Source organism: Streptomyces sp. NPDC102259 (assembly GCF_044766465.1).
Lineage (GTDB): Bacteria > Actinomycetota > Actinomycetes > Streptomycetales > Streptomycetaceae > Streptomyces.
The window spans coordinates 107,715-131,944 of sequence record NZ_JBIWMA010000019.1; the positions used below are offsets into that span (position 1 = coordinate 107,715).

13 protein-coding genes are annotated in these 24,230 nt (G+C 71.8%); 6 read left to right on the plus strand and 7 right to left on the minus strand.

What is annotated here, in order from left to right; all coding sequences use genetic code 11:
• Nucleotide 1 precedes the first annotated feature (1 nt).
• Nucleotides 2–724, minus strand: coding sequence for an FAD binding domain-containing protein (locus tag ACIRPU_RS33390; RefSeq protein ID WP_403874080.1), 723 nt, complete (start codon nucleotides 722–724; stop codon nucleotides 2–4).
• A 199-nt stretch (nucleotides 725–923) separates the two neighbouring features.
• Here ACIRPU_RS33390 and ACIRPU_RS33395 point away from each other — a divergent pair, with 199 nt between their 5' ends.
• On the plus strand, nucleotides 924–1,850 hold the full coding sequence (locus tag ACIRPU_RS33395; protein WP_403874082.1) for a GNAT family N-acetyltransferase: 927 nt from the start codon (nucleotides 924–926) through the stop codon (nucleotides 1,848–1,850).
• A 56-nt stretch (nucleotides 1,851–1,906) separates the two neighbouring features.
• Here ACIRPU_RS33395 and ACIRPU_RS33400 read toward each other — a convergent pair whose 3' ends face one another.
• The gene (locus ACIRPU_RS33400; protein ID WP_403874084.1) at nucleotides 1,907–2,770 is read right to left on the minus strand and encodes a leishmanolysin-related zinc metalloendopeptidase; all 864 of its coding nucleotides are present in this window, start codon (nucleotides 2,768–2,770) and stop codon (nucleotides 1,907–1,909) included.
• 413 nt (nucleotides 2,771–3,183) lie between these two features.
• On the opposite strand from ACIRPU_RS33400, the gene ACIRPU_RS33405 reads away from it, so the two are divergent.
• Nucleotides 3,184–5,037, plus strand: coding sequence for a peroxidase family protein (locus tag ACIRPU_RS33405; RefSeq protein WP_403874086.1), 1,854 nt, complete (start codon nucleotides 3,184–3,186; stop codon nucleotides 5,035–5,037).
• 1 nt (nucleotide 5,038) lies between these two features.
• Entirely contained in the window at nucleotides 5,039–7,081 is a 2,043-nt protein-coding gene (locus ACIRPU_RS33410) for a trypsin-like serine peptidase (protein WP_403874088.1), read from the plus strand.
• 33 nt (nucleotides 7,082–7,114) lie between these two features.
• On the opposite strand, the gene ACIRPU_RS33415 is transcribed toward ACIRPU_RS33410, so the two are convergent.
• A complete protein-coding gene (locus ACIRPU_RS33415; protein ID WP_403874090.1) occupies nucleotides 7,115–8,221 on the minus strand; it encodes a M23 family metallopeptidase in 1,107 nt (368 codons plus the stop codon).
• 226 nt (nucleotides 8,222–8,447) lie between these two features.
• Between ACIRPU_RS33415 and ACIRPU_RS33420 the strand changes: the two genes are divergently transcribed.
• Complete coding sequence (locus ACIRPU_RS33420) at nucleotides 8,448–9,419, plus strand: STM4015 family protein (protein ID WP_403874092.1); 972 nt, start codon at nucleotides 8,448–8,450, stop codon at nucleotides 9,417–9,419.
• An 18-nt stretch (nucleotides 9,420–9,437) separates the two neighbouring features.
• On the opposite strand, the gene ACIRPU_RS33425 is transcribed toward ACIRPU_RS33420, so the two are convergent.
• Both ACIRPU_RS33425 and ACIRPU_RS33430 read right to left on the minus strand, forming a co-directional pair.
• Nucleotides 9,438–12,812 (minus strand): pyruvate carboxylase, encoded by a 3,375-nt coding sequence (locus tag ACIRPU_RS33425; protein ID WP_403874163.1) that lies wholly within the window; start codon nucleotides 12,810–12,812, stop codon nucleotides 9,438–9,440.
• A 150-nt stretch (nucleotides 12,813–12,962) separates the two neighbouring features.
• Nucleotides 12,963–13,094, minus strand: coding sequence for a hypothetical protein (locus tag ACIRPU_RS33430; RefSeq protein WP_403874172.1), 132 nt, complete (start codon nucleotides 13,092–13,094; stop codon nucleotides 12,963–12,965).
• Between the two features lie 347 nt (nucleotides 13,095–13,441).
• Here ACIRPU_RS33430 and ACIRPU_RS33435 point away from each other — a divergent pair, with 347 nt between their 5' ends.
• Nucleotides 13,442–18,628 (plus strand): family 43 glycosylhydrolase, encoded by a 5,187-nt coding sequence (locus ACIRPU_RS33435; protein WP_403874094.1) that lies wholly within the window; start codon nucleotides 13,442–13,444, stop codon nucleotides 18,626–18,628.
• 95 nt (nucleotides 18,629–18,723) lie between these two features.
• Nucleotides 18,724–20,292 carry a hypothetical protein gene (locus ACIRPU_RS33440; RefSeq protein ID WP_403874096.1) on the plus strand — a complete coding sequence of 523 codons (1,569 nt, stop codon included), beginning with the start codon at nucleotides 18,724–18,726 and terminating at the stop codon, nucleotides 20,290–20,292.
• On the opposite strand, the gene ACIRPU_RS33445 is transcribed toward ACIRPU_RS33440, so the two are convergent.
• Complete coding sequence (locus ACIRPU_RS33445; RefSeq protein ID WP_403874098.1) at nucleotides 20,285–23,092, minus strand: hypothetical protein; 2,808 nt, start codon at nucleotides 23,090–23,092, stop codon at nucleotides 20,285–20,287. The genes ACIRPU_RS33440 and ACIRPU_RS33445 overlap by 8 nt on opposite strands.
• The gene (locus ACIRPU_RS33450) at nucleotides 23,089–24,213 is read right to left on the minus strand and encodes an AAA family ATPase (protein WP_385562591.1); all 1,125 of its coding nucleotides are present in this window, start codon (nucleotides 24,211–24,213) and stop codon (nucleotides 23,089–23,091) included. Before ACIRPU_RS33450 ends, ACIRPU_RS33445 begins: the two co-directional genes overlap by 4 nt.
• Nucleotides 24,214–24,230 lie beyond the last annotated feature (17 nt).

The following is a 24,230-nucleotide window of genomic DNA, read 5'->3' on the forward strand; positions in this document are numbered from 1 at the left end:
CTCAGCCTTCGGCGGCGCGGGCCAGTACGTCGGTGATCCGGGCGTGGACCGCGTCCCGGGCGGCGACGGGGAGGGCGCCCAGGTCGGTGCCCGCCAGGGCGTGCAGGACCTGGTCGGGGTCCGGGTCGTACGGCGTGCTCTCGCTGAACACCTCGTAGCCGTCGCGTACGGCCACCCGCAGCTCGGTGGGGCCTTCGCCGTCGGCGTGCACCGCGGCGGCGACGACGAGGGGCGGCGGGCCGCCCGCCGCGCCCTCCAGCTTGCGGTAGCCGCTGACCAGGGGTGCGCGCCAGCGCAGGGCGAGCAGCACATGACGCTTCGCCAGCAGCTCGCTCAGATCGGTGTCGTACACGCTGTCTGCTTCCAGGACGGTGGCCCGGGCGTCGAGGACGAGGGCCGCCGGGAGCAGACAGCGCAGGGTGCTGCCGACGATGTTGCCGCCGACCGTGGCGGCCCGGCGCACCGCGCCCGTGCCCACGCCGGAGGCCGCCCGGTGCAGCACCTCGGGCACCGTCGCGTCGACCTGGCTCAGCAGCACGGCGCCGCCGAGTTCCTCGGGGCCGACCGTGCCGGCCTCCGGCACGTTGCGCAGCGACACGGCCTGCTCGGGGAAGCCGTCCCGCTGCCAGCCCGCCCACACGAGCGTGGCGCCGCCTACCGGTACCGCTCCCTCGGCCAGACACCGCTGGGCTTCGGATATCGAGGAGGGAAGACGCAACTGCACGACAACCGACCTGCCTTCCCTGGAAGTTCGCGGTGCGTGACACGGCGTCATCGTGTGTCCCCGTGGCACGCACCCGCATGATCAATGGCAGAACGGATTCTGCCCAGGCGCACGGGGGCGCATACAGGGCTCATGGCTGCACCTTTCGCAACGTGTAATTGCGTTGCGGCCGGGTCGTCTCCCCCCGGACCCTGGCGCCATGCCCTATCTCCTGCGGCCCGCCGCCCTGGCCGACGCGCCGGCCGTCACCGGTCTCCTCAACGAGATCGACCTCGTCGAGATCGGCCGTCCCGAGACGGACCTGCACACCGTCGAGGCCGATCTGAAGCATCCCGAGACGGATCTGGAGCGGGATTCCTGGCTCGCCTTCGACGGGGACCGGCTGGTCGTCTACGGGCTGCTGTGGGACGAATCGGGCGGCGAGCGCGTCGACATCGACCACTACGTCCTGCCCGACCGGCAGGAGGCGGGACAGCTCGTCCTGGCCGCGATGGAGACCAGAGCGCGGGAGAAGGCGCGGGAGAACGGGGCCGTGCGGGCCGTGGTGCATCTGCATCTCAACGCGGCGCCCACGCTCGACACCGCGCTGCTCAGGGACCGCGGCTGGTCCGTCGTCCGGCGGTACCACGTGCTGCGCCGGCCCCTGGACCGGGCCGGGGACCGGCCGCCGGCGCCGCCGGCCGGGGTGCGGCTGCGGTCCTGCGCCACCGAGGCGGACCGGGCCCGTGTCCACGAGCTCTACCAGTCCGCCTTCGCCGAGCACTTCGACTTCCAGCCGCGCGGGTACGAGCAGTGGCTGCACGACGTGGACGCGGCGGGGCTCGACTGGTCCCTCGTGTGGATCGCCGGCACGGACGAGTCCGGGGACGCCGGGTTCCTGATGGCCCGCGACGACCGCGAGGCGATGGGGTGGATCCGCAGCATCGGCGTGCTGCGCGAGGCCCGGGGACGCGGGCTCGCCGGGCTGCTGCTGCGGCAGGCCTTCGCGGCCTTCGCCGCCCGGGGCCGGGACACCGTCGGGCTCGGTGTGGACACCGCCAACGCGACCGGCGCGCCCAGGTTGTACGCGCGTCATGCGATGGTCCTGCACTACGCCGTGGACACCTGGGAGGCCGTCCTGCGCTGACCGGGCGTCCGATGGGGTCCGCACCCAGCGGTGCGGACCCCATCGGGCGGGACCGCCTACGGTGTCGCGGCGGGAAGCCGCGTCGGCACCACCGGAAGCATCATGCCGTCACCGAGTGGCGCCGTATGCGGTACGAGGGCGCCTTCCCTGGCGATCTGGAGCAGATTCGGCAGTGTGTAGGGTTCGGCGCCGTCGAGGTCGACCTGGTAGCCGATATCGCCGAGGCTCGCCGCGGTCATCCGGCTCAGCGGGTTGCCGGCTCCCGAGATGAACGGCGACATGAGTTCGTTGACGAAGACCGCTTCCCGCCAGTGACTGTCCTGGGTGCCGGGCCCGCCGAAGTTGGCGACCGGCACCGGGGCCGGGTCCTCCTCGCCGAGGAGCGCGGCGAACTCGGCCATCGCGCGGGCGCCGACGAAGGTGGGATTATCGCTGCCGGCGCCCTTGAGGAGGCCGAACGCGGTCCACAGGGTGCCGATACCCAGGACGTGTCCCATCTCGTGGGTGATCACGTCGACGAGCGTGCCGTCCGCTTCCATCTTGGTGAGGTCGGCGGAGTCGAACCTCATCACGCCCTTCGCCGGCAAGAACGCGCCGAACTGCGCGGAGTCGTCGCGGAAGTCGGTGGGACCGGCCATGCCCAGTACGCGGCCGGGGCCGTCGATGGAGACCCCTTCGGCCTCGATGAGCAGGTCGTCGATGACGTCGCCGTTGACGAGCGCGGTGTCCAGATCCCCGACGATGACCCTCGCCCAGCGGTCGGCCGCCGCGGCGAAGGCGTCCTGCTGATTGCCCGTCAGTCCGCCGAGGAAACGGATCTCGATCGTGAACGGTGACGTCGTGCTGGCTATCTCTCTGGCCCGCTCGAAACTGGCGACCGCTCGATACGTCTGGAAGGTGTTGGTGGTGACTTTGCTCATCGCGGTTCTCCTCAGTGTCGGCCCGGACGAAGAGTCACCCCTTTTCCCACACTAGGCCGAGAGGGTGAGGGGTGCGCGTCGACGACACCGGAGAGCGGCGCCGGTCCTTGAGGTGCGGGTGAGGGGCGGCTCTCATAAAATGGAATGCGGAGTGCTTTCACGGTATTCACGCGCCGGAACCCGACGCAGGCTCGGCCGGCCGCCGCCGGCAGCCCCCGTCGACCCCGAACCCCTCGGCCGGCACAAGCGGTTGCCGAAGGCTTCGACTCCTTCGACTCCTTCGACTCCTTCGACTCGTTCGTTCCTTGGTCGTCGGCCGCGAGGTCGTACGCCGTTTCGTGCAGGACGAGGCCCGGGACCGCCGCGCCCCCGCGCCTGCCGGACGGGACCCGCCTTCCCCGAGGAGCAACGTGATGAGCGAGCGACGACGTGCCGCGAAGCACCCGGCGGCCGGATACCGTACGTCCTTGCCCTGGCGGATCGTCACCGGCGGGGCCCAGTACGTCGACCGGCGTGTCGGGTGGGACAAGCTGCCCCTCCTGCCGGGTCTGCTGACGCTCCTCGGGCTGCGCGTCAGGCTCCGGCAGCGGAACCTCCACGACACCGGCGCGCTGCCCTCGGTCGATCTGCCCGAGCCGGCGCCCCCGTCCGAGCGGCACAAGGTCGACCGGACCGCCGACGGCAGCCACAACGACCTCGACCAGCCGCGCATGGGCATGGCGGGCACCCGCTTCGGCCGGAACATCCCGCTGGACCGGATCGCCCCGGCCGCGCCCGAGGACGTCCTGTCGCGGCCGAGCCCCCGCGAGGTCAGCCGCGCCCTGCTCACCCGGGACGGGTTGACCCCGGCCGAGTCGGTCAACTCCCTGGTCGCCGCCTGGCTCCAGTTCATGGTCCGCGACTGGTTCAGCCACGGCACGAGTCCCGCGGAGCGGCCCTGGGAAGTGCCCCTCGCGGACGACGACCCGTGGCCGGAACATCCCATGCGGATCATGCGGACACCGGACGACCCCACCCGTGACCCGGCGGCGCCCCCCGGGACGCCCGACACCCGCGTCAACGTCTCCTCCCACTGGTGGGACGCCTCGCAGCTCTACGGGGCGAACGAGACCGAGCAGCGTCTGCTGCGCACCGGCGAGCTGGGCCAGGTGCGTCTGTGGGACGACGAGCGGTCCCCGTTCCGCTCGGACCCCTCCCGCGATCCCTCGCGGGTGCCCGGCTTCTGGCTGGGCCTGGCGATGATGCAGCACCTGTTCGCCCGGGAGCACAACGCGATCTGCGACCACCTGCACGGCGCGTACCCGTCCTGGGGCGACGAGGAGCTGTTCCAGCGTGCCCGTCTGATCAACGCCGCACTGCTCGCCAAGATCCACACCGTGGAGTGGACACCGGCCGTGATCAGCCACCCCACCACCGTCACGGCCCTGCGCGCCAACTGGTGGGGCCTCGCGGGCGAGCGTGTCCACCACCTCTTCGGCCGGATCAGCGGCAGCGAGGTCGTCAGCGGCATCCCCGGGGGCGGGACGGACCACTACGGCGTCCCGTACTCCCTCACGGAGGAGTTCGTCGCGGTCTACCGCATGCACCCGCTGATCCGCGACGAATGGCACCTGCGCTCCGCCGCCGACGACGAGACCCTGCGGCGCTGCACCCTCCGTGACATCTCGGGCCCAGGAGCCCTGAAGGTCCTGGAGACCACCGCGACGGCCGATCTGCTCTACAGCTTCGGCACCCTGCACCCCGGGCTGGTCACCCTGCACAACTTCCCCCGCTTCCTCCAGGAGTTCGAGCGTCCCGACGGCCGTCTGCAGGACCTCGCCGCGACCGACATCCTGCGCTCCCGTGAGCTGGGGATCCCCCGCTACAACGAGTTCCGGCGACTGCTGCGGCTGAAGCCGGCGGAGAGTTTCACGGAGCTGACGGACGATCCGGCGTGGGCGGAACAGATCGGGCGGCTCTACGACGGAGAGGTGGAGAAGGTCGACCTCATGGTCGGGCTGTACGCGGAGAAGCTGCCGGCCGGATTCGCCTTCAGCGACACGGCGTTCCGCATCTTCGTCCTGATGGCCTCGCGCCGGCTGAACAGCGATCGCTTCTTCACCGAGTACTACACGCCCGAGGTCTATTCCCCGGCCGGTATGGCCTGGATCGACGACAACAGCATGATCACGGTGCTGCTGCGCCACCACCCGGAACTGCGTACGGCGCTCGCGGGCCTGACGAACGCGTTCGTGCCGTGGCACACCGCTGGAAGGACGGCGAACTGACATGGCGGCGACGGACAGGTCCCGTGACGAGCGCGAGCGCCAGGTCGCGGCGGCCACCGCACGGTACGGCGCGGCCGACGACGAGCGGCGCGCGGTCGAGCGGCAGCAGGACGCCGGGGTCGCCTTCCCGGACTCCGAGGAGGCACTCGCGGCCCGCGCGGCCCGCCTGCTCGAACGGCACGCGGTGCCTCCCGGCATGGTGGTGGAGGCCGTCCGCGCGGAGCCGCTGGCCGCGACCGCGGCGTACGAACGCATCCTCGGGGTGTCCACGGAGCTCCAGGCCTGGAGCTTCCTGCCGCGCGGCACCCGGGCCGCACGGACCGTCGCCCGGATCTCGGTCCGGGAGAACGGCCGTGAGCTGCCGCTCGGCACCGGCTTCCTGGTCTCGCCGAGCCTGCTGATGACCAACCATCATGTGCTGACCGACGCGAACGTCTCCCGGCAGTGCTTCGTGGAGTTCGACGCACAGGTCACCGTCGACAACACACCGCAGCCGCCGACGCGGCTGGAACTCGACCCCGACGCCTTCTTCACGGCGGACGAACGCCTCGACTTCGCGCTGGTGTTCGTCGCTCCCGGCCCGGACGGGCGACCCCCCGGGGGGACGTTCGGCTGGAACCGGCTCAGCGCCCAGACGGGGAAGCTGGTGATCGGCGAGCCCGTCAACGTCATCGGCCACCCGATGGGCCGCCTGAAGGAGATCGCCGTACGCGACAACATGCTCCAGGTGCGCCTCGACGACTTCCTCCACTACAAGACGGACACCGAGCCCGGAAACTCCGGATCCCCGGTCTTCAACGACCAGTGGGAGGTCGTCGCGCTCCATCACAGCGGGGTGCCCAGGACGGACGACAAGGGCCGCGTCCTGCGCCAGGACGGGCAGGTCTGGCGCCCCGGGGACGGCGACGACGCCATCGACTGGGTGGCCAACGAGGGCGTGCGCGTCAGCTCGATCCTGAAGCACCTCGCCGCACTGCCGCGCACCTCCCCACCGCCGTCCCCGCTGGACGACCTGGGCCCCGAGTCGGGACTGAGCCAGGGGCGGGCCGCCGCCGTTCCCGCCCCGGCGCCCGTCGTCGCCGCGCCACCCGCGGCCCCCGAGCGGGCCCCCGAACGGGCCGCCGTGCGGGCGGGTCTGCGGGCCCGGGACGGCGCGTTCGGCGGCGACCGGCACCTGGTGTTCCTGCACGGTCGTTCCCAGGAGGGCAAGGACCCCGAGAAGCTGCGCCGCGAATGGGCGGCCGGGCTCAATCAGGGGCTCGTGCGCGCCGGACTCGCGACCGTCGACCCGGCGGACGTCTGGTTCCCCTACTACGGCGACAGGCTGGCGCAGGCCCTCACCGCGCACGAGGCCGTCCCGCACGTGGTCGAGGCGTCGACCGCCACGGCGGCGGAGGTGGTCGCCCCCTCCACTCCGTCCGCCCGCGCGGTGTACGAGGAGATCATCGGCGAGGCGGCCGTGAAGTGGGACATGCCGCCGGAGCGGCAACTGGCCACCGAGGGTTTCGGCCTGGGCGACATCGTCGGCGTCCTGCAGAAACGGCTGAGCTGGCTGTCCGCCAGGAGCGACCTCGACGCCTGGGCCATCGCCCTGATCTTCCGTGACGTGGCCGCGTACCTCGACGACGCCCGGCCCGTCCGGGACGAGGTCCTGGACTGTGTGCTCGAGGCGATGCCGGACTCGGGCGAGGTGGTCCTCGTCAGCCACAGCCTGGGCACGGTCGTCGGCCTGGACCTCACCACCCGGCTGTCCCCCGGGGTGAGCGTCGTCCACCTGACCACGGCCGGCAGTCCTCTCGGCCTGGACAGTGTGTACAGCAGGCTCCTCGTGGGCGGGCCGAAGCGTCCCGACACGGTGGCGGACTGGTTCAACGTGTGGTGCCCCAACGACGCGGTCGCCATCGGATGCCCGCTGGCCGACGACTGGGCGGACGGCCTGACCGACCTCGCCGTCATCAACGCCCGCGACCGGGCCCACAGCATCGTGGAGTACCTCTCCCATGCCGAGGTCGCCCGGTCGGTCGGCAGTCGACTCAAGCTCTGAGCCGGCCGTGCCGCCCCCCCTCGTGACGTGCCGTCAGCCGTTCAGGGCCAGCCAGGGCTGGGGGTCGGCGTAGTAGCCGTCGTAGATCACCTCGAAGTGCAGATGGGGGCCGGTGGACAGGCCGGTGGAGCCGACCCGCCCGAGCGGGGTCCCGGTCTGCACGGTCTGCCCCACGGTGACGCCGATGGCGGACAGGTGGCTGTACGTCGTCTGGAGCCGTTTGCCCTCGATCGTGCCGTGGTCGACGACGACCCGGTTGCCGTAGGCCGTGGTCATGGCCGCGAAGACGACCGTGCCCGCGCGGGCGGCGGAGACCTGGGCGCCCTGCGGTGCGCCGAAGTCCACGCCGGTGTGGAGTTTGGTGACGCCGGTGAGGGGGTGCTCGCGGGAGCCGAAGGGGGAGGTGATGGTGAGGGTGGTGACGGGCGGCGCCAGGATCGCGTCGGCCAGGACGCCACCGCCTCCGGCGTCCTCCCGGTCGAAGGCCTCGTACTTCGCGAACAGGGCCTTGACCTCGCTGAGGTAGGTCTGCGCCGAGGCGGGGACGCCGCCCGCCTTCGTCACGGCGTCCGTGCCGACCGCGTAGGCGGCGAGGGTGAGGTCGACCAGGTCCCCGTTGACGGCGCCGTCGGTCCTGAGGTCGGTGACCTTCTCGGCCAGGGAGCAGTCCTGGCGGCCGAGCGCCATGATGGCGTCGGCCGGATCGCTGGGTGAGGAGCGGCCGTTGCCGTCGTCGTCCTTGCCCCAGGTCTTCCAGTCGGCGGCGGTGAAGGCGGCGACGCCCTGGGGGCCGGAGGCGGTCGCGCTGTCGTTGCTCCAGCCGGTGAGCTGCTCGATCTGCGCGGCGAGGGTGGACGGGGCGACGACCGTGCAGGCGTCGGCGGACTTGCGCAGCCAGGGTCCGTAGGTCGCGTTGACGCCGCCGGCGGCGTCCTGCGGGGTGCTCTCCCCGGCGCTCCAGTCGTCGGGGAGTCCGCCGGTCAGGGCGAGGAACCCGGCGACCGTGGTGAGGGTGACCAGGCCCGGCAGCACCAGGAGGGTGAAGGGGCCGGGGCCGCGCCGACGGGGGCGTGGGGCGGGTGGTTCCGGGGCGGTGACGGCCTCGTGCGGAGGGGTCTCGACGGTCTGCTCGTCGCTCACGCGGCAAGCTCCTGACGGTGGGTCACCGGCCGCTGCGGAAAAGTGCAGTTGTTCACGGGCGGACGTTAGCGGGTGGCCCGTCCCGCGTCACCGGACGCGAGGGCAGACCTGCTGCCCCCGCGGGCAACGCGTCCCGCGGCGCCGTCGGTGGGGGTTGGTGGAGAGTACGGCGCACGGGCCGCGCGTGAGGCGCCCGGCCACCACCCGCTCTCGGAAGGTTCCTGCCATGGCTCTGGGCCACCTCTCGGAACTGCACGGCCTGCCGGTGTACGACTTCCCGCTGCCCGGCAAGGGCCCCGCCACCCTTCCGGATCCGGAGTCCGTCGCCTGGAAGCTCTCCTGGCACGAACAGAACGGGGAGGACGACTACGCCGCCTGCTTCGGCCGTTTCCTCGACACCGTGGACCCGGCGCGCGTGCGGGCCCTGGTCCTCGGGGCGGGCGCCTACGGCACGGACAACGACGCCGCCGACCCTCGCGAGACCGCCGAGCAGCTCGCCGCGGCGGCGGACCGGCTGACGGGCCTTCGGGCCCTCTACCTCGCGGACCTCGACTGCGAGGAGTCCGAGCTCTCGTGGATCTACCAGGACGACGTCAGCCAGTTCCTGGCCCCCTTCCCGAGGCTGGAGGAGGTCGCCGTGCGCGGATCCGGCGGCGGCTTCGGCGGCGGCATGGGGCTTGAGTTCAGGCCCCTGCGTCATGAGGGGCTGCGCATCCTCCGCTTCGAGAACGGCGGGCTGCCCGCCCACGTGGTGCACGGGCTCGCGGACTCGGAGCTGCCCGCGCTGGAGCACCTGGACCTGTGGCTGGGCGACGAGGGGTACGGCCGCAGCACGACCGTGGCGGACCTGGCGCCGGTCCTGGACGGCTCCCGGTGGCCCGCGCTGCGCCGGCTGGGGCTGCAGAACGCAGACATCCAGGACGAGATCGCCGCCGCCGTCGCCTCCGCGCCGGTCGTCGCCCGCCTCACGGCCCTGCACCTGGGCCGCGGCACGCTCGGCGACGCCGGCGCCGAGGCCCTCCTGTCCGGTCAGCCCCTGCTGCACCTCCAGGAGCTGGACCTCTCGCACCACTTCATGTCGGACGCCATGATGGAGCGGGTGCGGCAGACCCTGGAGCCCCACGGGGTGCGGGTCGACCTCTCCGAGCAGGAGCAGGAGGACGAGTACGACGGGCGGTACGTGGCCGCCGGCGAGTGACGCCGGCGGCCGCCGGACTCACCCCACCTCGACGAGCAGGTCGCCGCCCTCCACCTGCTGGATCCGGTTGATGGCCAGCCGGGACACCGTGCCGGCCTTCGGGGCCGTGATCGTGGCCTCCATCTTCATCGCCTCGATGGTGGCGACGGTCGCGCCGGTCTCCACCTCGTCTCCCTCGGCGACCGCCAGTGTGACCACGCCCGCGAACGGCGCGGCGACATGCCCGGGGTTGGCGCGATCGGCCTTCTCGGTCACCGGTACGTCGGAGGCCGCCGCCTTGTCCCGCACCTGGATGGGCCGCAGTTGGCCGTTCAGGGACGACATCACCGTGCGCAGGCCGCGCTCGTCGGCCTCACCGACGGCCTGGAGCTCGATCAGGAGCCGGACGCCCGGCTCGAGGTCGACGGCGTACTCCTTGCTCGGCCGCAGACCGTAGAAGAAGTCCTTGCTGTCGAGCACGCTGGTGTCGCCGTAGGCCTGGCGGTGGGCCTCGAAGTCGCGGGTCGGGCCGGGGAAGAGCAGCCGGTTGAGGGTGCTGCGGCGGGTCTTCTCCAGGCCCTCGCGGTCCTCGGTGCTCAGTTCCTGGACGGGCTTGGCCTCGGTACGCCCCTGCAGCGCCTTGCTGCGGAACGGCTCGGGCCAGCCGCCGGGCGGGGTGCCGAGTTCGCCGCGCAGGAAGCCGATGACGGAGTCGGGGATGTCGTAGCGGTCGGGCGACGCCTCGAAGTCCTGCGGGGACACTCCGGCGCCGACCAGATGCAGGGCGAGGTCGCCGACCACCTTGGAGGACGGGGTGACCTTCACCAGGTGGCCGAGGATGCGGTCGGCGGCGGCGTACATCGCCTCGATGTCCTCGAAGCGGTCGCCGAGGCCGAGCGCGACGGCCTGGGTGCGCAGGTTGGAGAGCTGTCCGCCGGGGATCTCGTGGTGGTAGACGCGTCCGGTCGGGGAGGCCAGGCCCGCCTCGAAGGGGGCGTAGATCCTGCGGACGCCCTCCCAGTACGGCTCCAGGTCGCCGACGGCCTGGAGGTCGAGGCCGGTGGGCCGCTCGGAGTGGTCGGTCGCGGCGACGATCGCCGACAGGGAGGGCTGCGAGGTCGTGCCCGCCATGGAGGCCACGGCGCCGTCGACGGCGTCCGCGCCGGCCTGGATCGCGGCCAGGTAGGTGGCGAGCTGGCCGCCCGCGGTGTCGTGGGTGTGCAGGTGCACCGGCAGGTCGAACTCGCGGCGCAGCGCGGAGACGAGCTTCGCGGCGGCCGGGGCGCGCAGCAGGCCCGCCATGTCCTTGACGGCCAGCACATGGGCGCCCGCGTCGACGATCTGCTCGGCCAGGCGGAGGTAGTAGTCGAGGGTGTAGAGCCGCTCGTTCGGGTCGGACAGGTCGGAGGTGTAGCACAGGGCGACCTCGGCGACGGCCGTCCCCGTCTCCCGTACGGCGTCGATGGCGGGCCGCATCTGGCCGACGTCGTTGAGCGCGTCGAAGATGCGGAAGATGTCGATGCCGGTGGCGGCGGCCTCCTGGACGAAGGCGTCGGTCACCTCGGTCGGGTAGGGCGTGTAGCCGACGGTGTTGCGGCCGCGCAGCAGCATCTGGAGACAGATGTTGGGGACGGCCTCGCGCAGGGCCGCCAGCCGCTCCCACGGGTCCTCGGCGAGGAAGCGCAGGGCCACGTCGTAGGTGGCGCCGCCCCAGCACTCCAGGGACAGCAGCTGGGGCAGGGTCCGGGCGACCAGCGGGGCCGAGGCGAGGAGGTCCTTGGTACGGACGCGGGTGGCCAGCAGGGACTGGTGGGCGTCGCGGAAGGTGGTGTCGGTGACGCCGATGGTCGGCGACTCGCGCAACTGGCGGGCGAAGCCCTCGGGCCCGAGGTGGACCAGGCGCTGGCGGGAGCCCGCGGGCGGCTCGGTGTCGGGCACCGACGGCAGCTTGGTGACCGGGTCGATCAGCTGGGGCCGCTCACCGTGCGGCTTGTTCACCGTGACGTCGGCGAGGTAGGTCAGCAGCTTGGTGCCGCGGTCGGCCGAGGAGCGTGCGGTGAGCAGGTGCGGGCGCTGTTCGATGAACGACGTCGTGACGCGCCCGCCCTGGAAGTCCGGGTCGTCCAGGACGGCCTGGAGGAACGGGATGTTGGTGGACACACCCCGGATCCGGAACTCGGCGACGGCCCGCCGGGCCCGCTTGATCGCGGTCTCGAAGTCCCGGCCCCGACAGGTCAGTTTGACCAGCATCGAGTCGAAGTGCGCGCTGATCTCCGTACCCGCGTGGGTGGTGCCGCCGTCGAGGCGGATGCCGGACCCGCCGGGCGAGCGGTAGGCGCTGATGCGGCCGGTGTCGGGACGGAAGCCGTTGGCCGGGTCCTCGGTGGTGATCCGGCACTGGAGGGCGGCGCCGTGCAGGGTGACCGTGTCCTGGGACAGACCGAGGTCGGCCAGGGTCTCGCCGGAGGCGATGCGCAGCTGGGCCTGGACGAGGTCGACGTCGGTGACCTCCTCGGTCACCGTGTGCTCGACCTGGATGCGCGGGTTCATCTCGATGAAGACGTGGTTGCCCGCGGGGTCGAGGAGGAACTCGACGGTACCCGCGTTGCGGTAGCCGATCTGCCGGGCGAAGCGGACCGCGTCGGCGCAGATGCGGTCGCGCAGCTCCGGGGCGAGGTTGGGCGCGGGGGCCAGCTCGATCACCTTCTGGTGACGGCGCTGGACCGAACAGTCGCGTTCGAAGAGGTGGATGACGTTGCCCTCGCCGTCGGCGAGGATCTGCACCTCGATGTGGCGCGGGTCTACGACGGCCTTCTCCAGGAAGACGGTGGGGTCGCCGAAGGCGGACGCGGCCTCGCGGGAGGCCGCCTCGATGGACTCGCGCAGCACGGCCGGGTCCTCGACGCGGCGCATGCCGCGTCCGCCACCGCCGGCGACGGCCTTCACGAACAGCGGGAAGCCGACCTCCTCGGCGGCCCGCACCAGTTCGTCGACGTCGTTGGAGGGCGCGGACGAGCCGAGGACGGGCACGCCCGCCGCGCGGGCCGCCGCGACGGCGCTCGCCTTGTTGCCGGTCAGTTCGAGGATGTGCGCGTCGGGGCCGACGAACGTGATGCCCGCCTCCTCGCAGGCGCGCGCCAGTTCGGGGTTCTCGGAGAGGAACCCGTAGCCTGGGTAGACGGCGTCGGCGCCCGCCCGGCGCGCGGCGCCGACGATCTCCTCGACGGAGAGATAGGCGCGCACCGGGTGCCCTTGCTCGCCGATCTCGTAGGCCTCGTCGGCCTTCTGCCGGTGGAGTGAGTTGCGGTCCTCGTACGGGAAGACCGCGACCGTGCGCGCGCCCAGCTCATAGCCGGCGCGAAACGCACGGATCGCGATCTCACCACGGTTGGCGACCAGCACCTTGCGGAACATCCGGGACCCCTTCAGCCTGGCGGTGACGAGGACCATCGTGTCGGTGCGTGACCGGGTTGGCCATGTGAGTCGGGCCACTCGGCCCATGTCTCGCTCGATCGGACCGTGCCCGACTACATTTGACGGCGTTCGACGGCGTTCGACGCCCGGTCAGGTCGCCGTCGCCGCCGCGGCGGCCCGTCCCGCCCGGCGCCCGGAGAACAGGCAGCCGCCGAGGAAGGTGCCCTCGAGGGAGCGGTGGCCGTGGATCCCGCCGCGCTCAGCCGGACGGCCGCCATCCACCGGATCCTCGACTCGAGCGCGGGACCGCTGATCGCCGTACGCCTCAACGTCCTCACCCGCGAGAACCGGATCCGGGACAGCAGCTGCCTGAGGTTGTTGCGGGCGTTCCTGGACAACGGGCGGCGGCTCGACCAACCGCGGCGGCGGCGGCCCGCCGGCCGCCCTGCACTGGTGGTGGGCTCTCACCGCCTGGCTGGAGTCGTCAACACGGCGCTGAGCCAAGGCCCTTGCGGGCCACCCCCTCATGTTCGACCTGTCGGACATTGTTCGAGAACTCTTGACGCGGCTGTCCACACCGTTTGACACTCTCGCAACATCACGTCACACGCTTGAAACGGCGGTCCCCCATGACGCACAGACATCGACTCGGCGACCGCGCGAGACGGGGGGCCGGACGAGTGGCCGCACTGACCGCCGTATCCCTGCTCGTCGGCCTCGTCGGGGCGGCGGCCCCCGTCCAGGCCGACGAGGCCGACGACGTCCCCGCCGGCCTGGCCCTCTGGTACAAGCTCGACGCCACGTCCGGCAGCACGGTCACCGACGCCTCCGGCCACGGCCGCGACGGCACGGTTGCCGGCACCGCCGGCTGGTCGTCCACGGGCCAGGGCCTCGCCTTCAACGGCTCCGACACCTACGTCAAGATGCCGAACGACGTGCTGAAGGGCATGGACGCGATCAGCGTCGCCATGGACGTGCGGATCGACGCCGCCCAGTCCACGCCGTACTTCCTCTACGGCTTCGGCAACTCCAGCGGCAGCAACGGCAACGGCTACCTGTTCACCACGGGCAACTCCCTGCGCACATCGATCGCCACCGGCAACTGGTCGACGGAGCAGACCACCAAGCCCGCCGACTCCCACAACCTGACCCGCTCGGTGTGGAAGCACCTCACGTACACGCAGTCCGGCACCACCGGCGTGCTGTACGAGGACGGCGTCGAGGTCGCCCGCAACACCTCGGTCACCATCACCCCCGGCGCCATCGGCTCCGGCATCACCACCGCCAACTACCTCGGCAAGTCGGTGTACTCCGGCGACAAGCTCTTCAAGGGCGACATCCGCGACTTCCGGGTGTACGACCACGCGCTGCCCGCCTCCGACGTGGAGGAACTCGCCCTCCCCGTGGCCACCCAGGGCGTCGCCGACGACAAGGCCGCCCTGGACCTCGGTGACACCGGCGCCGTCGTCGCCGACCTGGACCTGCCGAAGACCGGCACGGCCGGCGGCGCCACGATCAGCTGGGCCAGCGACGACAGCGCCCTGGTGTCGGACGCGGGCAAGGTGACCCGTCCCGCCGCGGGCGAGCCGGACGGTCACGCCACGCTCACCGCGACCCTCAGGAAGGGGACGGTCACGGCCACCAAGTCGTTCGACGTCACGGTCCTCGCCGCGTTCGACGACGCGACCGCCGCCCGGCAGGCCGCCGACGCCCTCGCGGTCCACAACCTCGACGACGTCCGCGGCAACCTCAGCCTCCCGACGAACGGTTCCTACGGCACCGTCGTCACCTGGGCCTCCGCGCGAGCGGACGTCGTCTCGGCCGACGGCGTGGTCCACCGCCCCGCGCACGGCACCGGCGCCGCCACCGTCGACCTGACCGCGACCGTCACCAAGGGCGAGGCGAAGGCGACCCGCGTGTTCACCGCGAAGGTCCCCGAACTCCCCGTGAAGGAAGCCCTCAAGGGCTACATGTTCAGCTACTTCACCGGCGAGGGCACCGCGAACGGCGAGCAGCTCTACGCCGCGCTCAGCAAGGGCAACGACCCGCTGAAGTGGCGGGAGCTCAACGACGAGCAGCCGGTCCTGACCTCCACCCTCGGTGAGCGGGGCCTGCGCGACCCGTTCATCATCCGCTCCCCCGAGGGCGACAAGTTCTACCAGATCGCCACCGACCTCAGGATCTACGGCAACGGCGACTGGGACGCCGCCCAGCGCACCGGCAGCAAGTCCGTCATGGTCTGGGAGTCCACCGACCTCGTCCACTGGACGGACCAGCGCCTCGTCAAGGTCTCACCCGACAGCGCCGGCAACACCTGGGCGCCCGAGGCGTACTACGACAGCGGCCTCGGCGAGTACGTGGTCTTCTGGGCGTCGAAGCTGTACGACAACGCCTCGCACTCCGGCGACACGTACAACCGGATGATGTACGCCACGACCCGCGACTTCTACACGTTCAGCGAGCCCAAGGTCTGGATCGACCGCGGCTACTCGGTCATCGACTCCACGGTGATCCAGCACGACGGCACGTACTTCCGGCTGTCGAAGGACGAGCGCAACAACACCTCCTCCACCCCCAACAGCAAGTTCATCTTCGAGGAGAAGAGCGACTCGCTGCTGAACCTCTCCTGGGACGCGGTCGCCGAGGGCATCGGCAAGGGCGCGATGAACGCGGCCGAGGGACCGCTGGTGTTCAAGTCCAACACCGAGGAGAAGTGGTACGCGTTCCTCGACGAGTTCGGCGGCCGCGGCTACCTCCCGTTCGAGACGACGGACCTCGCCTCCGGCGTCTGGACCCCGTCCACCGACTACGACCTGCCGGCCAAGCCGCGCCACGGCACCGTCCTGCCGGTCACCCAGGCCGAGTACGACCGGCTGCTGCGCGCCTACCAGCCGGACCAGCTGGTCGAGAGCGTCGAGGACGTGTCGGTGAAGACACGGATCGGCCAGGCCCCGGTGCTGCCCGCGACCGTGATCGCCACCTACGCCGACGGCGTCGCCCGCCCGGTGGCGGTGGCCTGGGACGACGTCCCGGCCTCGGCGTACGCGCAGGCCGGCACGTTCACGGTGACCGGAAGCCTGCCAGACGGCGCCGCGCTTCCCGTCCAGGCCCGGGTGACGGTCTCCGAACAGGGCGCCGACGTGCCCGCCGACCTGCTGCTGCACTACGGCTTCGACGAGACGTCCGGCAACATCGCCGTCGACTCCAGCGGCCACGGCAACCACGGCACCTACGTCCGCACGCCCGCTTTCGGCACCGGCGTGGACGGCGGCTCGTTCACGATGTCCGGCGACTCCGCCGCCTCCCCCTACGTCAAGATCCCGAACGGCGTGCTGAAGGGCGCCGACAGCGTCACCGTGTCCACGTACGCCAAGTGGAAGGGCGGCTCATCCTTCCAGTGGCTGTTCGGGCTCGGACCCGACAGCGACACGTACCTCTTCGCCACCCCCTCCAACGGCGGCTCCAGCCTGTACTCGGCGATCACGAAGGCCAGTTGGTCGGCGGAGTCGAAGCTGACGGCCGGCTCGCAGCTCACCCCCGGCGAGTGGCGGCACGTCACGGTCACCCTCGACGGCTCGACCGGCACGATGGTCCTCTACGTCGACGGCGTCGAGGCGGCCCGCACGACGACCACCGTGAAGCCGTCCGAGCTCTACGACGCGAACAAGGACTACACCGGCTACATCGGGCGTTCCCTGTACGCGGGCGACCCGTACTTCGCCGGCGAGGTCGACGACTTCCGTGTCTACGACCGGGCCCTGTCGGCCGCGGAGGTCATGGAGCTCAGCGGCAACACCGCCGGCATCGCCAGGGCGACGCACCCCGCGCTGAAGGTCGACGCGCTCCTGGACAACGCGAACAGCAAGGTCACACTGCCGCTGAAGGAGGGCACCGACCTCTCCGCGCTGGCACCGGAGTTCACCCTCGCGCACGGCGCGGCGATCAGCCCCGCCTCGGGCAGCGTGCACGACTTCAGCAAGCCGGTGACGTACGAGGTGACCGGCTCGGACGGCGCCAAGCGCACCTGGACCGTGTCGGCGCTGATCATGAAGAGTCCGGTGCTGCCGGGTCTCAACGCCGACCCGAACATCGTGCGCTTCGGTGACACCTTCTACATGTACCCGACGACCGACGGCTTCGAGGGCTGGAGCGGTACGCGGTTCAAGGCGTACTCGTCGACCGACCTGGTGCACTGGACCGACCACGGGGTCATCCTCGACCTGGGGCCGGACGTCAGCTGGGCGGACAGCAGGGCGTGGGCGCCGACGATCGCCGAGAAGAACGGGAAGTACTACTTCTACTTCTGCGCCGACGCCAACATCGGTGTCGCCGTCTCCGACTCGCCCACCGGCCCGTTCACGGACGCCCTGGGCAAGCCGCTGCTCAAGGCCGGCCAGTACAGCGGCCAGATGATCGACCCGGCGGTCTTCACGGACGACGACGGCCGGTCGTACCTCTACTGGGGCAACGGCCACGCCTATGTCGTCCCGCTCGGCGACGACATGGTCTCCTTCGACGCCTCGAAGGTCACCGACATCACCCCGAGCGGCTACAACGAGGGCAGCTTCGTCGTCAAGCGCAAGGGCACCTACTACTTCATGTGGTCGGAGAACGACACCCGGGACGAGAACTACCGCGTCGCCTACGCCACCGGCCCCTCGCCCACCGGCCCGTGGACCAAGCGCGGTGTGATCCTGGAGAAGGACCTCTCCCTCGGCATCAAGGGCCCCGGCCACCACTCGGTCGTCCAGGTGCCGGGAACGGACGACTGGTACATCGCCTACCACCGCTTCGCCATCCCCGGCGGTGACGGCACCCACCGCGAGACCACCGTCGACAAGCTGGAGTTCGACGCGGACGGCCTGATCGAGAAGGTCGTGCCCACCCTCACGAGCATCGACCCGGTCACCGTCGTCCACGCCGGTCCGGACGTCCAGGGCGTCGAGGGCGCCGCGCTCGCCCTGAACGGCACGGTCTCCGGAGCGGGCGGCGCACGCTGGACCGTCGAGCAGGGCGCGCCCTGCACGGTGAAGGACCCCGCCGCCGTCCGCACCACGGTCACCTGCGCGGACGACGGCACCTACACCGTCACCCTGACCGGCGGCCACAGCACCGACTCGGCCGTGGTGACGGTGACGAACGCGGCCCCGTCCCTCACGTCCGCGACCGGCCCGTCGGGCCCGGTGCCGGCCGGCCGCGCTACGGCCGTCACCGCGCGATTCGGCGACCCGGGCACAGCCGACACCCACACCTGCGTGGTCGACTGGAAGGACGGCGGCAAGCCGACCACCGGCACGGTCACCTCGTCCGGCTGCCGGGCCGAGCACACCTACACCTCCGCGGGCATCCGACGTCCGGTGATCACCGTCACCGACGACGACGGCGCCTCGTCCGCCACGACGCTCCCCGAGCTGATCGTGTACGACCGTGCCGCCGGACCCGTGGTGGGCGCGGGCGCCGTCACCGCCAAGGTCGGCCCGAAGCTGACGGGCCGGGCGTTGTTCTCGCTCACGGCCGGCTATCTGCCGGGCGCCACCGCCCCGGCCGGAGGAGTCACCTTCGACTTCAGGCCCGCCCGCCTGAAGTTCCGCTCCACCGGCCTCGACTGGCTCGTCGTCTCCGGCTCCACGGCCGTCATACAGGGCTCGGGCACGGTCGACGGCAAGAGCGGCTACGGCTTCCGCGTGACCACGACGGACGGCCCGGACACCTTCCTCATCAAGATCTGGAAGAAGTCCGGCGGGGAGGTGGTCTACAGCGGTGGCACCCCGGCAAAGGTCGACGGCGTCCTCACGGTCGGCCACGGGCGCCGGTAGCACGGACGCCTGGCCCTCGATCCGGCCGGGCGGTTAAGGTCATGGGCCCCCTGTCCTCGACAGGGGGCCCACTCGTGACCTGGGGGAACTCGACCATGCCGACACCCGAGCAGATCTGGGAGGACGCCGATCTCGCCACCCGGCGCCTGGCCGGAGTCGCCCTGAACCCCTCGGCTCCGCAGGACGTCCTGCTGCACCTGCTGGCCGAGGCGCCGCTCGCCGTACGGATGGTGCTGTGCCGGGACCGGGTGCTGCCCGAGGCGGTCGTGGACGCCGTCATCGAACATCCCGACCACCTCACCCGCAGCTTCTTCGCCCGCAATCCTCACGTCGACCCGGCCCAGCGAGTGCGGTTGGTGGACGATCCGCACTGGTTCGTGCGCGCCCATCTCGCCGACGCCCCCCGGGTGACCGATCACGCCGAGCCCCGGCCGCTGCCCGACGACGCCGTCGTCCGCATGATGAACACCTTCGATCCGGAGCACCTGGGCGGCACCTTCTACCGGCAGTTCTCCCTCACGCTGCGCCGCTCCATGGCCACGCATCCGGACGCGAAGGTCCGCGCCTGGGGGGTCGGCATGTGGGGATGGCAGGACCCGAAGACGCGGGCCGCACTGCTGACGGACCCCGACGACGAGGTGCGACGGCGGGCGCAGGACCTGCTGCGCCACGAGGATCCGGTGTGGGTGGAGAGCATGCTGCCCGACTCGTCCTGCCACTCCCGCACCGGCGCACTGCTCCACGACGCTCTCAGCAGGGCCGTCGTGGACAGCGTCCTCACCGCTCCGGCCGGTCCCGAGGACCGGCGGATGATCGCGGGCAACCCGAGTCTCCCGCCCGACGTCGTGGCCTTGCTGGCCGCCGATCCCGACCCGGAGGTCCGGTGGCACATCGCGCGCCGCACGGACCTCGGTCCCGTCGAACGCCGTGCGCTGGTCTCCGATCCCGAACCCGACGTACGCCGGACGGTCGCCCGCCACCCGGACCTCGACCGCGACGAGCTCCGTGCCCTCGCGGCCGATCCCGACCCGAAGGTACGGCTGTCGGTGTCCGTCCATCCCGCCTGGACCGAGGAGGAAAGGGCCGCGATCGACTACGAGGTCCCCCTGGACGAGCCGTTCCGCCACTACCCCGAGCGGCTGTCCACCCGGGACCCCGAGGCCGTCCGCCGGGACGCGCTCTCCGCTCACCCGATGCTGCGCCGGGAGGCGGCGCGAGAGAGCACCCTGCCGCCCGACCTCGTGGCCCGACTGGCCGCCGACGACGACCTCGGCGTCCGCGTCCTGCTGGCCCAGAACCAACCGGACGTCCCGGCGGCCCTCCTGCTGCGCAGCTTCCTGGAGTACACCGGGCCCGAGCGCGCCCACCTCGTCACCCGGCCCCACTTCCCGACGCACGGGCTCGCCGTCCACGCGGGCGACGAGGACCCCGCCGTCCGGGCCCTCGCCGCCCGCGACCCCGGGACCGCGCCGGCCACCGTGGCACGGCTCACCCGGGACCCCGAACCCGCCGTCCGGGCGGCGTTCGCCCGCCACCCGAACCTGCCGCCCTCCCTGCTGGAGCGGCTCCTCGACGACGAGGAGCTGGCCCATCACGCCGCCGCCAACCCGGCCCTGGCCGAGAGCACCCTCCGCGCCCTGGTGAGGGCTCTGCCGGTCAGTTGACGGCCTGTAGCGCCTCCCACGCTCGTGCGGTCTGCGGATACCGGGCGAGCAGGGCCGCTCCGGACGGCCCGACAGCGGGACCCTCCCACGTCCCGTCGCAGCCCAGCAGGTCCGCCAACGCGTCGCAGGTCGCCGGGTGCGCGGCGAGGAGCGGCAGGCCGCCCGCGGTGCTCGCCGCCGACTCCACCGGCAGGCGTGGCGGTCCCTGCGGGAGCCGCCACGGAGGTACCCAGGCGTCCAGCTCGGTGAGCCGCGCGGGGAAGAGCCGGCCCGCCTCGCGGATCAGCAGCGGGGCCTGTTCGGCGCCGCCGGCCCGCAGGGTGCCGATGAGGGTCGGCAGCCAGGGCAGCAGCACCGCGTCGGGGAGCCGGGCGAACGCGTTCGAGACGGCCTCCACGACGAAGTCGGCCAGGCCCGGGACCGGTTCCAGGGCGTGCACGAACCCGCTGAGATAGCGGGGGTAGGAGGGCACCACCAGCGGGTTGCCGAGCAGTTCCGCGCAGCGCGCCCGCAGTGCCGCCCTCGGCAGGGTGCCCAGGTGGGTCTGTGCCGCCCAGAGCAGTGCGGTGCGCGACGGCTCGGTCGGGTGGGACTGGGCGAGGGCGAGTTCGAGCTGGGTGCGGTCGCAGCCCAGGGACAGCGCAAGGCCCTCCATGCCGAACAGGAAGCCCAGCATCGCCGCGACCTGGCGGACGGTCGCGTCGTCGTCGGTGAACGCCGTCGGCAGCAGGGTGCAGTAGTGCGCGTAGCCGGTCTTGACGAAGGACTCGATCCAGGGCGGGAGCACCGGTTCGGCGGTGCGGTAGTGGGCCAGTAGCCGACGGACCCGGCGCAGCACCTCCGGCGCGCCGTCGACGCTGCGTTCGCCCGCCAGCACCTCCAGGGCCCGGGTGCCGAGCTCGTCGGCGAGACGGCGGCTGCGCAGGTAGAGCGTGGCGTCCTCGACGGCCTCCAGGACCTGCGCCGCGGAGGCCTGCGGGGCGTACGCGGCGCGCCGCAACCGCTGTTCGAGGACCTGCTCGATGCTGACGCCCTCGTAGCCCAGCTCGATGAGGGCGCGCTGGTGGGTGCCCAGGGCCAGGTCCCAGGACTCCTGGATGGACTGTTCGCCGAGGCGGCGTTCGCCCATGATGGGCCGGGCCGCGCCCGGCGGCAGCAGCCGGCGCAGCATCCACAGCAGGTCGGAGCAGGGTCCGAGCTCCGGCCGCGCGGCGATGTCCAGCAGCGCGCGCTGCACTCCGCGCTGCTGGAGTTTCAGGTCCAGGGGTGCCAGCCGGTCGTGCACGTCGCGGGCCAGCGGCGGCAGCGCGTCGTAGCCGACCTGGCCGACGCGGTCGCCGCCCATCATGATCTCGACCAGCCGGCCCACGTCCCGCCGGCCCGGTACGGCGTCCTTCTCGATACAGGTGACAGCCGCGTCCTGGAAGTCGTACGGCGTCGGCTTGGCGCGGTCGCGCATTCCGGCCAGCAGGATCGACGTCTCGAAGACGGCGATGGCGTCGGCGGTGGAGGCGAGGTAGCCGCTACGGCGCGCGGCCCGCACGATCTCCACGGACCAGCCGAGCAGTTCGGCCTCGTCGAGGGCGTCGAGGGCGGGCGGCCGCTGGAGGAATCCGGTGAGCCGGTCGGCGGCCGGGACGACGGACGCGGGGGCCGTCGGGGCGAGGGCCTTCCTCGGCTTCGTGCTCTTCCTCGTGCCTGCCTGGCCCTCCAGGCGGAACGGGCGGACGCCGGTGCGCCTGAGGTTCTTGGTCCATTCCGACGCGGCGATGGACACCGAGCCCGCGGCCAGTCCGAACTGCGCTTCGATCGCGCCGTGGCTGGACGGGATCAGGCCGTGCCGCCACTTGGTGCCGCTCGGCGGGCTGATGGTGAAGGTGTCGCTGCCGTGCACGCCGAACTCCGCGACACGGCTGGCCGCGTGGAAGGCGCCGCAGACGTAGAGGCAGTCGGCGGGGTCGGTGCCGGTGGCGGCGAGATGCTCGCGCATCCGGGTCCACATGTACCGCTCGCGGTCCTCGTCGACCACCGCCTTGCGGGGGTCGCCGGGGGCGAGGCGCCGGAAGAGGCTGCCGATGAGCAGCATCACCTGGCGGTAGGTGTCGTGGTCGCTGTCGCCGAGGGGCAGTTCGACGTACTGGTGCCACCATTCCGACCAGTGCCGTACCCGGCCGTGGCGCAGGAGGTGTTCCTCCAGTTCGGCGAAGCGCGGGCGCAGGTCGCCGATCTCCACGCCGACGGCGTCGCCGTGCAGGGCGGTCTGCTCCGCCGCCTCCGGCGCGTCGGGATCGCCGTCGCTGTCGCCTTCGCCGTCGGGGCCGGTCTCCCACTGGAAGACATGGTCCGAGGAGCGGTCGACGAGGACGAGTTCGACGCCCGGGGTGTCGAGCGCGTAGGCGATGGCCTGGTATTCGGCGGAGGCCTCGGTGACCGGGGCGACCACCGAGAGCGGCGCCCAGTCGGCGGGGAAGCCCTCGATCTCGCTCGCGAAGGACTGGACCGCCACCGGCAGACGGCAGTTGCGCAGCTCGGTGAGGAGGGGCGCCATGTCCTCGCACAGTTCGAGGTAGACCACCTTGGGCTGCTTCTCGCGCAGTCGGCGTGCCATGGCGATGGCCGAGGCCGGGGAGTGGTGGCAGACGGGGAAGATCTCCAGGGGTTCGCCCACCGCGCGTTCGACGTCGTCGACGATGCCCCGCAGGATGCCCTCCAGGGCCGCGGGACCGTCGGCGAACGTGGCGGCGGCGTCCTGGAGTTGGGTGCGCAGGGCGGTGAACGTACCCTCGGGGGTCCCGCTCACGACAGGGTCGCGATCGCTTCGCGGCCGCCCTCGAGGAACTCCGGCCAGGAGCCCCCTTCCTCCTTGCTGCGCGGTTCGACGACGCCGTGCAGGTACTTGTTGAGGATGGCGAGGTCCTCCGGCGCGCGCCGGGCCAGGGAACCGACGAGGGAGGAGGCGAGGGTGTGGGCGGTGAGGGCGCGTTCGCCGAAGAAGTTGCTGTGCAGGACGGCGTCCTCGAGGACACCGATCTGCTCGGCCGTGGACAGTGCTGACTCCAGCTTCTCGTCGTCGCTGCCGGCGGCGGCCGAGGAGGCCCTCAGGTCGGCGAAGCTCCGCAGCAGCACGTCCAGCAGGGTCGGCGGGACGTCCAGCTCGATCCGGTGGCGGCGCAGCAGTTCCTCGGTGCGGAAGCGGACGATCTCCGCCTCGCTCTTCTTGTTCGTCACCACCGGGATGCGCACGAAGTTGAAGCGGCGCTTGAGTGCCGAGGAGAGGTCGTTGACGCCCCGGTCCCGGCTGTTGGCGGTGGCGATGACCGAGAAGCCCGGCTTGGCGAACACGATGTTGTCGCTGTCCTGGTCGCTGCCCAGCTCCGGGACCGAGATGTACTTCTCGGAGAGGATCGAGATCAGCGCGTCCTGGACGTCGCTGGTGGAGCGGGTGAGCTCCTCGAAGCGGCCGATCGAGCCGGCCTCCATCGCGGTCATGATCGGCGAGGGGATCATCGACTCGCGTGACTGGCCCTTGGCGATGACCATCGAGACGTTCCACGAGTACTTGATGTGGTCCTCGGTGGTGCCCGCCGTGCCCTGCACGACCAGCGTGGAGTTGCGGGAGATCGCCGCGGACAGCAGCTCGGCCAGCCAGCTCTTCCCGGTGCCCGGGTCGCCGATGAGGAGCAGGCCCCGGTCGGAGGCGAGGGTGACGATGGAGCGCTCCACGAAGCTGCGGTCGCCGAACCACTTCGGGGCGATCTCCCGGTCGAGGCCGTCGGCGCGCTCGGAGCCCAGGACGAACAGCCGGACCATCTTCGGGGACAGCCGCCAGGAGAACGGTTTGGGGTTGTCGTCGATCGACTCCAGCCAGTCGAGTTCCTCGGCGTACTTGAGCTCGGCGGGGGCGCGCAGCAGGTCGGTCATCGAGGGCCTTTCCAGGA